12 protein-coding genes are annotated in these 11,335 nt (G+C 57.6%); 8 read left to right on the plus strand and 4 right to left on the minus strand.

Going from position 1 to position 11,335, the window contains the following annotated elements; translation table 11 throughout:
- The first annotated feature begins 14 nt into the window (after positions 1-14).
- Positions 15-764: a TSUP family transporter gene (locus HMPREF3048_RS03290; RefSeq protein ID WP_070771186.1), complete on the plus strand. Its 750-nt coding sequence runs from the start codon at positions 15-17 to the stop codon at positions 762-764.
- Here the strand turns inward: HMPREF3048_RS03290 and HMPREF3048_RS03295 are convergent.
- Positions 735-2,102 carry a basic amino acid/polyamine antiporter gene (locus tag HMPREF3048_RS03295; protein ID WP_070771187.1) on the minus strand — a complete coding sequence of 456 codons (1,368 nt, stop codon included), beginning with the start codon at positions 2,100-2,102 and terminating at the stop codon, positions 735-737. The genes HMPREF3048_RS03290 and HMPREF3048_RS03295 overlap by 30 nt on opposite strands.
- 88 nt (positions 2,103-2,190) lie before the next feature.
- On the opposite strand from HMPREF3048_RS03295, the gene HMPREF3048_RS03300 reads away from it, so the two are divergent.
- Complete coding sequence (locus HMPREF3048_RS03300; protein WP_070451973.1) at positions 2,191-2,835, plus strand: Rib/alpha-like domain-containing protein; 645 nt, start codon at positions 2,191-2,193, stop codon at positions 2,833-2,835.
- On the opposite strand, the gene HMPREF3048_RS03305 is transcribed toward HMPREF3048_RS03300, so the two are convergent.
- A complete protein-coding gene (locus tag HMPREF3048_RS03305; RefSeq protein WP_070771193.1) occupies positions 2,813-4,930 on the minus strand; it encodes an ATP-dependent RNA helicase in 2,118 nt (705 codons plus the stop codon). The genes HMPREF3048_RS03300 and HMPREF3048_RS03305 overlap by 23 nt on opposite strands.
- A gap of 25 nt (positions 4,931-4,955) precedes the next feature.
- On the opposite strand from HMPREF3048_RS03305, the gene thpR reads away from it, so the two are divergent.
- Complete coding sequence (gene thpR / locus HMPREF3048_RS03310; RefSeq protein WP_070771188.1) at positions 4,956-5,498, plus strand: RNA 2',3'-cyclic phosphodiesterase; 543 nt, start codon at positions 4,956-4,958, stop codon at positions 5,496-5,498.
- A 1-nt stretch (position 5,499) separates the two neighbouring features.
- On the opposite strand, the gene HMPREF3048_RS03315 is transcribed toward thpR, so the two are convergent.
- A complete protein-coding gene (locus tag HMPREF3048_RS03315) occupies positions 5,500-6,990 on the minus strand; it encodes an HNH endonuclease signature motif containing protein (RefSeq protein ID WP_070771189.1) in 1,491 nt (496 codons plus the stop codon).
- 253 nt (positions 6,991-7,243) lie between these two features.
- Here HMPREF3048_RS03315 and HMPREF3048_RS03320 point away from each other — a divergent pair, with 253 nt between their 5' ends.
- From HMPREF3048_RS03320 to HMPREF3048_RS03340, 5 genes are all read left to right on the plus strand, one after another.
- Positions 7,244-7,534: an alpha-ketoglutarate-dependent dioxygenase AlkB family protein gene (locus HMPREF3048_RS03320; RefSeq protein ID WP_070771190.1), complete on the plus strand. Its 291-nt coding sequence runs from the start codon at positions 7,244-7,246 to the stop codon at positions 7,532-7,534.
- 140 nt (positions 7,535-7,674) lie between these two features.
- Complete coding sequence (locus HMPREF3048_RS03325) at positions 7,675-8,253, plus strand: hypothetical protein (RefSeq protein ID WP_083316700.1); 579 nt, start codon at positions 7,675-7,677, stop codon at positions 8,251-8,253.
- A 36-nt stretch (positions 8,254-8,289) separates the two neighbouring features.
- Positions 8,290-8,580 (plus strand): hypothetical protein, encoded by a 291-nt coding sequence (locus tag HMPREF3048_RS03330; RefSeq protein ID WP_070613863.1) that lies wholly within the window; start codon positions 8,290-8,292, stop codon positions 8,578-8,580.
- Positions 8,581-8,907: 327 nt separating this feature from the next.
- Complete coding sequence (locus HMPREF3048_RS03335; protein WP_141758840.1) at positions 8,908-10,074, plus strand: sensor histidine kinase; 1,167 nt, start codon at positions 8,908-8,910, stop codon at positions 10,072-10,074.
- A gap of 181 nt (positions 10,075-10,255) precedes the next feature.
- Entirely contained in the window at positions 10,256-10,879 is a 624-nt protein-coding gene (locus HMPREF3048_RS03340) for a response regulator (protein ID WP_070484946.1), read from the plus strand.
- A 55-nt stretch (positions 10,880-10,934) separates the two neighbouring features.
- Here HMPREF3048_RS03340 and HMPREF3048_RS12415 read toward each other — a convergent pair.
- A partial coding sequence (locus tag HMPREF3048_RS12415) for a hypothetical protein (RefSeq protein WP_210398414.1) occupies positions 10,935-11,335 on the minus strand: 401 nt, incomplete at its 5' end.

Here is an 11,335-nt window from a genome sequence, read left to right on the forward strand (position 1 = left end):
TGCATAGTAGTCGTATGCTCGCCTTCCTTATCGCAGCCTCAGCGTTCGCCGGTTGGATCGATGCGGTGATCGGCGGCGGCGGCCTCGTGCTCATCCCGATACTCATGGCGACGACCGGCATGCCCGCCGCATCCGTGCTCGCCACCAACAAGGTCGCGGCGATCAGCGGCACCGCCTCGGCCGCGGTTTCGCTTGTTCGCCGTGTCGGGGTGCCCAAGTTCACGTGGATTTATGCCCTCATCGCAGGCATCGCCGCCGCGCTTGGAGCAACTGCAGTTTCGCTTATCGACGACTCCATCGCCAACCCGATCATCATCACCCTCCTAATCGCCGTGGGCATCTTCGTGGTGGTCAAACCGACGTTTGGGACGACCGGGGAGAGAAGGGTGTCGTCGATAAGAATTGCCCTGGGAATCGCAGCAGCAGCGCTGATCGGTGCTTACGACGGCATCTTCGGCCCAGGCACCGGCATGTTTTTGATCATGGCGTTCACCGCCATTTTCACGCAGCAGTTTCTCCAATCCGCGGCGATGGCCAAAGTGGTCAACACCGCCACGAACCTCGGCGCGCTGATTGTGTTTGGCGTGGGTGGCTACATCGATTGGAAACTGGCGCTGATTCTGGCTGTTGCCAACGTGATCGGCGCGCAGATCGGCACGAGAACGGTGCTCAAGGGCGGCTCCAAACTGGTGCGCGTCGCCCTGCTCATCCTCGTGGTGGTGCTGTGCGTGAAACTACTCAAGGACCAGGGAGCCATTGGCTAGGCCATAAATGGCCGCAACCGCACCGACCAGCACCAACGCCACAACGAACCACTCAAAGGTGTTGAAGGAACGCTCGTTGTTGGCGCGCCGGGTAGCAACGTACGGCACCATGCCCGGCACCACCGCCAGCGCGCCCAACAGCACGTATACCGGATCCGCCGCGTAAATCAGCCATAGCGAGTACACCGAACCGATCAACCCCACCACCAAGTGAACGTGATGATCACGCGCGATGAGCACCAGGTAGATAGAGGAGAAGATGTAGGGCAGCAGGTACATGATCGTGGCCAACTGCACCATGCCGTTGTACGACGCCGCCGAGACAAAGAACACGACCACGAACAACTGGATCACGATGGTGGACAGAACCTGGGCGTTCTTGGTCGTCGCCAATCGCTTGGGCAACAACCCATCGCGGGCCATCATCACAATCGGCTCGGCGCACAGCATCTGCCACGACACGTACGCACCCAGCACCGACAAGCACAGACCGATAGAGACCAGCGCGCCACCCCACGGGCCGACAACTGCCTCAAGCACGGCACCCATCGAGTTGTCCGGCAGCGCCGCCAACTCTTCCTGGCTGAGCACACCGTAGGACAGGGTGGACACCGCCACGAGCAGGGCCAACACCGACAGGAAGCCGATGATGGTCGCACGGCCCACATCGCTGCGGCAGCGAGCCTGCTTGGAGTACACCGACGCGCCCTCGATACCGATGAACACCCACACCGTGTACAGCATGATGCCCTTCAACTGAGCGCTAAACGGTGCGCTGTTGGCGTTGCCCCAGAAGTCGGTGGTGAAGCGGTCCCACGAGAACCCCAGGAACGCCACCAGCACAATAAACGCCAGGATGGGTACGAGTTTTGCCACGGTGGTGACCACGTTCATCACCGCCGCCTGCTTCAGGCCGCGCGTCAGCCCCCACAGGATCAGCCAGCTCATTGCGGACACCGCGATTGCCAACACCCAGCGGTTCTGCAGCACCGGCACATAGTGGCTCAGTGTGCCGAAGAACAAGGTGGCATACCCAACCTGGGCCATCACCGAGCCGAGCCAGTAGCCCCAACCTGCGGTAAATCCGATGAAGTCACCCAAGCCGGCGCGCACGTAGGCGTACACGCCGGAGTCCAGGTGGGGTTTCCTCACCGCCAGGATCTGGAACACGAAAGCAATGGACAACATGCCGACGCCGGCAATTGCCCAACCAACAAGCATCGCTCCGGGGCTCGCGACCGAGCCGATGTTTTGGGGGAGCGCGAAAATGCCGGAACCAATGGTCGATCCGATGATGAGGGAGACCAGCGTCCAGACCGAAACGGTGCGCTTTGTCATGGCGACTAACACTACCCCAGGGGTTGTCTACTACAATCATCAATCGATACAGAACGTTTAAAGCATAAACAACTGAGGGAGGCGGCAAATGCGCAAGAAAATTGCGGCAATGACATGTGCCATTGCACTGTCGTTGGCAACCGTTTCCCCAGCGTATGCCGATGACGGATACAAACAAACAGCAGTCGTGCCGGGACTAACCGCCACCATCGAGGCACCCCTGCCCATCGGCGAAGCCTGGTACGAAGCCGAAGACTTACCGCGTTGGGCAACCTTGAACCCCGACGGTTCCATCCACCTCACGCCGGGGGAGGGGGTTACCCCCGGTGTGTACGAGTGGCCCGTCCGCGCAGTGCTTGCCGACGAGACCGAGCGAGTCTTCTCCGTCCGCGTCACCATCAGCAAGGACGCTTCGACCGACCTCAACCAGGAAGGCGCGATCCTCGACGCACTCGTCGAATACGCCCCCGAGGTCTCCCCGAAGTGCTCCGCTACCGCCATCGGCGTCGGCCTGCCACTGCTCGTGCTGCTGCCGCTTGGGTTCGCTTCCCAGATGAGCCTGCCGCTGGTCGCGCGTCAGAACGACCTCAACCTGGTCGTCGAGAACGCCCTGAGCGTCGATCTGAAACTTCGGGACCTCAACTCCCGCGACGTTGACCTCGGCATCGCCGCCATCCTCGCCGTCGCAGGCCTCGCTGGCGCAGGCGCGATTATTTCCCAGTGTGTGAAGTAGGGTCCTCCGGCCACGCGTGCTTGGGGTAGCGGCCCCGCATCTCCTTGCGCACCTGCTGGTACGGCCCCGCCCAAAAACTGTCCAGGTCATCCGTCACCGCAAGCGGCCTACCCGCAGGCGACAGCAGGTGGTACAGCACCTTCACACCCGCGACTGTTTGGCCGTTTTTGCCAAACATGTGCTGCAGTTTCACCCGCTTCACCGGCCTGCCAGACGCATACTCAAACTCCTTCGGCGCCACCTGGTCCAACTCCGCAACCTGCTTCCAATCCAGTTGCCGCAACATCGCCGCCCGCATATCGCAATTGCCTATCGACGACCCCCTCGCCACCTCGGAAACCTCAACCGAATAGTCCCCTTCGCTCACATCCGGCCACCCAAGGGTGGCGTGCAGGAAGTCCAGCCGTTCCTTCAGGTGCTGCTCCTTGTCGGTGAGCGGGAAGTCCTCAAACCGCAGGTGGGTGAGCGCTTCCGCCGCCTCGTCCGGGTCCAGTTTGATCGGGGTGGAGGAGAGCTCAATCGCACCGACGGAGGTGACGAGCCGGCCGCGTACCTTGTCGTCGACAAGCATTGCTTTCTTGGTCTCGACCACTCTGTCCTGCGGAAACGCGATCGGTTCGGCATCTCGGATGATCACCTGTGTCGGTGTGCGCTGGATCTCCGCTGCCGCGATCCACTCACTATGCGAGTTGAACTTCGCGCGCGTCCCCGACGCCAACAGGTACTCGCCCTCGCCGACCTTCTTCGCAATCCATTGCGGAAACGCCGCCGCAATCACCTCGCCGGGGTCCGCCGGGCCTTTGTCGTCGACAAGCCTGCGCAGCCGCTTCGCATCCACCTCACCAGCAAGCCGCGCGATCGTGCCCGCCGCCTGCGAACCGAACGTCAACAGCGCCGCACCCAGCCGCGGATCCAGCGGGAAACTGGCCAACCTCTTGCCAAAATCGGTGATCTTTCCGTTGCTTAGCGCCCCAATCGCCTCCAGATTCTGCTCCGCCTCCGTGTAGTCCTTCGGCTGATCCAACAGCGGCAGGTCCGGCGACGCCCACGCCTTCATAGTCAGCAACGCACCCGTCAGATCCGCCGTGAGGATCTCGGGTGTGATGTCCGCCTGGAAGTTGGCGTAATCGTCGCGCGAAAACACCCGCACAACCTCGCCCGGCCCGAGCCTGCCCGCACGACCCGCACGCTGATCCGCACTCGTCTTCGCCTCCGACACCGTAACCAGGCCCGTCATGCCTCTGTTGTCACGTTTGGGCACCCTGGACAGGCCTGCGTCCACCACCTTGCGCACGCCCGGCACAGTTATCGACGACTCCGCCACCGACGTCGCCACAACCACCCTCGCTGGCCCGTTCAGCGCCTCATCCTGCTCCTTGCTGCTCTGCCTCCCATGGAGGGGGACCGCATCGTCCAGGAACCCGCACACCAAATCCACCTCGCGCACACCCGGCACAAATACCAAGGTCCGCTCCGTGCCGTGCGTCTGTTGCGCCACGTGTTTGTAGAACTCGCGCGTTCCCCGGATCCTGTCCGGGTGGGGCGCATACGTGATGTCCAGTGGGTGCGTCACCGCCTCCGTGGACAGGACCTGCGCGCCCATATGGTCGGCAAACTTCTGCGCGTCCAGGGTGGCGGACATGGCGGTGAGGTAGAGGTCGTCGCGAAGCAGCGCGACCTCCATACACATCGCCAACACCAAATCCGTGTCCAGTTGGCGCTCGTGTACCTCGTCGATCACCACCGCACCGACCCCCTCCAAACCGGGGTCCTTGAGCAGGCGATTCAACAACACCCCGGGGGTTACGAACTCCACCTCGGAGCCATCCTTGTGCTCTCCGCGGATGGAGTAGCCGACTTTGGTGCCGAGCGGCGTGCCGTCGAGAAACGCAAGCCTCCTCGCCGCCGACCGCACCGCCACCCTCCTTGGCGCCGTGACCAGCGTCTTTCCTGCAATGTTTGCGATCGCCGGCGGGATCAACGTCGTCTTGCCCGTCCCCGGTGGCGCTTCCACCACAAGGGGACCGTGGTGGGGGATCTTGTCCACGACTTGCGACACCGGAAGGTCGCGGCCGATTTTCGCCAGGTCGAACATGGCAATCCAGGGTAGCGTGTGGGCCATGAGACGCCTCTTCGCAGCGATCGTCCCACCCGACGAAGTCCGCGAACACCTCATCACCGCCCTGCGCCCCATCCGGGACTTCTCCGGCACCGAAGTGCGCTGGTCTGACCCGGACAATTGGCACATCACGCTGGCGTTTTACGGCAACCAACCCAACGACGCCGACCTGGTCACCGATCATCTCTCTCAAGCGACCGCCTTCACTCGGCCCCTCCGCTTGCATCTGCGGGGCGCCGGCTGCTTCGAACGCCGCACCATGTGGATCGGAGTCGGCGGCGACAAAGCACCTCTGAAAGACCTCATGGCGGACTGCCAACTCGACCCAGATGCCCGCCGTCGCCAACGTGCGCATCTCACCGTCGCCCGCACCGGCACCCGCACCAGGGACCCATTGCTTCTCGACGACCACGCCCACGCCCTCGCCGTCTACACCGGACCAGAATTCGCCGTCGACGAAGTGTTGCTGCTCGAGTCCCACCTGGGCAAGGGGAGAAGTGGCGGCCCGAAATACGACGTGGTGGACAGGTTCTACCTGCGGTGATCTACGTGGCCAGCCCAAAGTTGTCCCCATCGATATCAAGCACCAGGTTTTTAAGGTCATCAAATCTGAATCTGTGAGCGAAGTAAGGCAGATCAATCTTTGGTTGTTCGTGGAACGGGTTTTCCTCTGGGTAGTAGTCTTCCGGGTCCGGGAACGGCGGTTCCTCGTCGTCCGGTTCTGGAGGGAGTGGCTCTTCCCACGGCATTTCGGGTGCGAATGGGAATTCCATGTTGTATTCCTGCTCGAGTTCTTCGATCGCGGTGGTGGCTGCTTCTTCGTCGAGGGTGTCGTCGAAAATGTCCAGGATTCGGTGGCCTTTGGCGTAGAACTCGGCGGCCCGGGCACGGTTTTTACGTACGTTGGCCAGGCTGGACTTCCACCGCGGGTTCGTCGGAGTGACTTGCTCGTTGAGGAGACCTTCCGGTGTGCAGATTTCGTATGTGCCGTCCGCGAAAAGCCAGACGATGTCACCGGTGACCGGATCGGGAATGTAGAACCCGCGACGATCCGTTTTCAGATTGTGGTGGTGTTGGCACAGCGCGAATAGGTTGTCCACTGTCGTTTCGCCACCTTCGCCGTAAGGGATGCGGTGGTCGAGCTGGCACTGCTGTGCTGCGCGGTTACAGCCAGGGTAAATGCAGGTGCCGTCACGGGCGATGACAGCGTGACGCATCGCCTCGTTCGGTGCGTAGCCGCTTAGTTTCTGTACGGCTGCTGCGTCGAGGTCGCGTTCGACGTGGTCGGTGGACGCCAACCAGTCTTCAAAGGCTGCGGTGGTTTCAGCATCGGCCCAACCCAACCCGGGGAGGAACACTGGGTCGCCTTCCTCGCGGTCTTTCGGGCTGTACACGTTGAGCACCGGTGTGACGGATGTGCCGGCGATTTCACCACACAGCAACTTCAAAGCGGCTTCGGGCATGCTGATGCCATGTTCGCGGGCGACAGCCTTCACACTTGCGCCGACGCGACCTGCGGCGATTGGGTTGGTGAATATCTCTATCGACGCGCGGTCCTCTCCACCGAATGAGAAGCAGTCGATCCGGAACGTGTCGCTAGTGTCCTTTTCGCGTTCATCGCGCTTCTTTGCGTTGTACCCGCGCGACTTGTCCAGGCGTTTAATTGCAGCGCGGATGCGGTCGGTGACCGTCTTGCGTTGCGGAACCTGCTGGTTGTTGCGCTTGGGGGTGAAGGTGTCAACCAGGATCTCGTCGATAAGCGCGAGTGCTTCCTCGTCTGGATCTGGGCCGAGCTCCTCGATCGCGGTATATGCAGCGGTCAGGTGGCCAATCTCCATCACTCGTGTGGTGCTCTGTAGCGCGCGAAGCCGTGGAAGTTCTTGTAGGACTGCATGTCCGAGGATCGCGTTCTTTACAAACCCCTTGTTCCAACTGGTGGCCGATTGCACCTTCTCAACAGTGAGGTCGAAATCATCCACCTCGAGGCCCGGATATGCGTACTCGCCGAACATTGTCCAGTAAATATCGCGAATCATTTGAGCGTTTCGGCTGTCTGGATCATCTGGTCGCTGACTGCGGAAAATTTTCGGTGGTGCGGTTGCCGTTGTCATGGTCCCCCCTTTCGTCTATGGTGCTATAGTATCGAACAAACAAGCGATACGCAAGGGGGCATAACGGAATAATGAAGAATAAAGAGTTCAGGTGTTCGAACATCCTGGGTGGCTATTTTGAAGATCATATAAAACGGCCACGACACGGTATGTTGGGCAGAAGCTTTTCGGCGCCACCGTGATCCCGCGCAAGCCACACCAGGTGATGCCTGGGGTGGTGCATCTACCTGCGTTTTTCACCTCTGATGAGCAGCGGGAAATCATCGAACAAGCGCGCGAATTAGCGAGGTCGGTTGCCGGCACTCCGGTTGCGATGCGCCAACCACGGGTAGGCAAAGGGAAGATGGATGCGTGGATGCTGTCGTTCGGCTGGTTCTGGGCGAATTCTTTAACCACTGATCTATTTCCCACCACTCCCTGGGGTGCCAACGGCGACAGCGTCAAGTTGTTTTTGAGCCGAAAAGATTAAGGCGCTCCAAAAAGGAGTGCAACCTTTGGAACCACTGTGGATACTAAAGTTCCAGAAGTGATCTGAACTATTGCCCTTTCTGCAGGTAGGCGGTTAGTTTCAAAAGTGTCTCCAATCCAGTCCACCACTAGAGAGGTACTATGTTTTTTCACCGTAATCGTGTCCTCGCAGGGGCAGTCACGCTGACCATTGCATGCTCGGTCGCGTCAGTGTCAACCGCGTACGCTACTCCGTCACCCACCGACGCCCCCTCTATCAGCACTCAAAAGAGCAATGGTAAAGGGATTTCCACGAAGCATGCAGCGGGCACCAGCACTGAATTTGACCCTGCATTTGCCGAACAGGCACAGCAAATGGAAGCCGACCTGAAAACCATCATGTCTATTCCAGATGAAGTCCTCCTTCAAGGCGATGCTGCTACTCAAAACTGGGTCCAGCAAAACCTTGTGACAGGGACACCGGGGGTAACTACTTACGCCAGTGTTCTTGGGTGTACTGGGGCAATTACGGGGATGATCGCAGGTAATTTGGTTGGAGCCGCCAAACTTCTCAAGATAAAGCGCTATATCAAAGAACTTGGAGGAGTGGCGGAAGCCGTTCGCGTCATGTGGGGGGCGAGCTTCAGCTACGAGAAGCTGCAAGCTCTCGGTGGAGCTGTCGGTGCACTCGCGGCGGAGCTCGTAGGAATCGCTGGCGTGCAGGAAAAGTGCTTCGACTAGCGCACGCATGTAGCAATAGTTGCACAAGAGGAAGATATGCTCGAAAAACTAGAGTACATAGGGTCTTGTTTGTCAATTGGGGCGGCAGTAGTGGCCATCGTTACGGGGCAGTTCGTCTTAGCGCTTGTTCTCGCAATCATCGGAGTGTGGGGACTAAAGCCAAACAGAAACCTCTCGAAGGCCCAAGAAATCGATTCGAGCCTACCCATCCCCTCAGCGTCTGCAATCAAGCAGTTCCGCAAGGACAATCCGGACTTCTCGCTCACTGAATCAATTGTTGAGCTGCAGAAACGAGATGTTAAAAATGGAAAATGCGACCCTATCTAGTTTGCTTATCTTGGGAAAGTTTTACCCCGAAGCTGGCAAATTCCCTGGTTCGGGTACTGCTGGTCGTTGTCCCCCTTTTTGTTGAGGCTCTGGGATGGTGCCAAACAGATAAAACATGGACAGCGCCCCAAGCAAAAATAGAAATCAAGGCAAATGCCTAGGAACAAAACTCGGGGCACTTCAGAGTGGAAAGGTACTTTGGGTCGCGGAACAAAGCCTAAAGGTGCTCTAGTTTGAAGTGCTATCGCCTCGCTTTTCGATTGGATATCGGGGTTCTGATCGGCCGGTTCTGGCATCGCTTTTGATTCAACGTCGATAAGTTGATAGTTGAAAATTCGATTGCTGGGTGGCGGGACGAACCGTAACTTTCATGCTTCACTTCTTCTATGGTTTCCACCGATGCAACTCTGGGTGCTTAATGTGTTTATTAAGGCGTTTCATTCTGGCCGCGTAGTAATAGCGCTGGTGTTGTGCTTGCTGGCTCTTACTCTGTGGGGCTTGCGCGTTTCGGTAGTCGCACCTGTCGACATTGGCACTGGGGTGCTTTTCTTCTTGCTAGCAGCTACATTGCCTCTGGCGGCATATCGGCCTACTGTCGCCGCTCTGGGGCATCTTGCGCTGTTTGCGGTCGCAAGCTTTTCCGCTCGTTCTCCAGATTTGGTGACGTTGACGTCCGTTCTGATGGTTACTGTAGTTACTGCGCAACGCAGGTATAAGACTGGAGTAGTCCTTGCAGTTTTTACGACACTACTTGGGTTTTACTCCCCGGATAAAAAGTCGTTTAGTGTGGATTCGCAGTCTGTGACCATCTTTAGCCTCATGATGGTTTGCGCATTTGCCGTTGGGTGGTTTATCAACACGGTGAATACAAAAGAAAGGCAACGCCATCTCCAGATACGCCAACGTAAGGCAGAAGTAGCTGGGCTTCTCCATGACACGGTAGCTGCTGATCTAACTGCGCTGATTGTTAGGCTTGAAGCATTGGCGATCGCCACGCCGGAGATAGAGCAAGCTCTACAGAAGTGTGCTACCACAGCGCGTAAGTCAATAGGCGGTATTCGCGCGTTAGTGGACGAGCTCAATGCCCAGGCGATCAATCATCAGCAAGCGACTGTGCCAGCGCTAACCACGACACTGATACAAACTAATCGCGCGCTTCAGGAGGCCGGATTTCATGTTGAATCCACCGCGAATATCAGCGTGGATCCCGGCACTGAGTCTATCGACAAGGCGCTCAGTCGATGTTTGTCTGAGGCCAGTGCCAATATCATCAAGTATGCCGTACCTGATTCCATGGTGAGAATGACTGCAACTGCAGATGCCAAACAAATCATTGTGACTCTCGCTAACACTTATAGACCGGGGCGTGGGCGAGCTGGTTCCAGCCATTTTGGTTTAGTATCTATGCAGCGAACGATTGCCGCCGTAGGCGGAAACATGACACTGGATAGCGCTGACGCCCGTTGGTCGATTACTTTCCATGTCCCCGTCTGAAAGGTTTCGTCGTAAATATGAATTCCGTGATCTCTCTTATGCTTACCGTTAGCCTTGTGGCAGGATCCCCCGTAACAGTCGAGGTACCTCCCGCTGAGAGGAAACCGGTGACTCATACATACCAGATTATTAAGGACTGGCTGGGGTGCAGTAAAGGTCAAACCCATCCTTGGTGTAGTAAATGAGCGCCAGGATCCTCCTTGTTGATGATGATCCCGTAATCCGGGAATCCTTTCCGCTTTACTTCTCTAAAACCCCAGACCTAGAGGTTGTTGCCACCGCCGCGAACGGGCGCTGCGCGCTGACATGGCTCGATAGTCATACCTGTGACGTTGTGTTGTCCGATGTCCGCATGCCCGATATGGATGGAGTCGAATTACTGAAACAGACGAACAGTTTCGATGAACCACCTGTTTTTGTTGTGATGACAGCTTACGACACTGACGACACGATGATTACTTCTCTTGCGCGTGGGGCGTCCGGGTACGTCATTAAAGGACAACCTCCGCAGGTAATTATTCAGGCACTCAGAGATGCGCTTAACGGAGGGACCAGTCTCTCACCCCAATGCGTGAAACGGCTGGTAGCTCAATCCCCGTGGGGACGGTTTGTCGAACGAATGGCACACGCTTCATTAACCGATAATGAGGAAGCTGTCATGGAATTGTTGCGCCGAGGAAACAGCAATAGACAAATAGCAAAAGAGTTATTTTATTCTGAATCCTATATAAAGAAAATAGTGTCTTCTCTTCTGAAAAAAATGGACTGTAGCTCTAGGGCGGAACTTATAGCTCTCCTGAACTGAGCTAATTGTTTCGGCGGAGTACTTTCGCTGTCTGGAAAAAGGCTCTTGGCGTCAGCTAGAAGTCACGAAGAAGACGACCACTACAGCCACGAAGCCTGTGCAGTCCGCATTCTGCCAATCCGCAAGCCGCGGCTACGTCAAGAAAGTGACAGTCGAGGTAGATCATGTAAAAGTCGTCTTCAACGTGTCCTTCGTACGTGTACATGCGGAGCATTCCCCAGTAGATGTCGCGGATCGCTTGGGCGCCGCTTGCGTGCGGGTCGTTAGTGCGTTGGTTGCGAAACATCGGTTCGATTGCCGTGGTCATGGCCCCCTTTGCAGGGTCGTCAATAGCAATATCGAACACACGAACGAGCGTCAGGGGATTAACCAGCAGAAATAAAAAGTAATACGGTTGCCTATTCGAACACTTTGGGTTATTGTGCTGAGTGCGCGTAGTTGGTAGGGGTATTCCGA

Source organism: Corynebacterium sp. HMSC075D04 (assembly GCF_001815635.1).
GTDB lineage: Bacteria > Actinomycetota > Actinomycetes > Mycobacteriales > Mycobacteriaceae > Corynebacterium > Corynebacterium coyleae.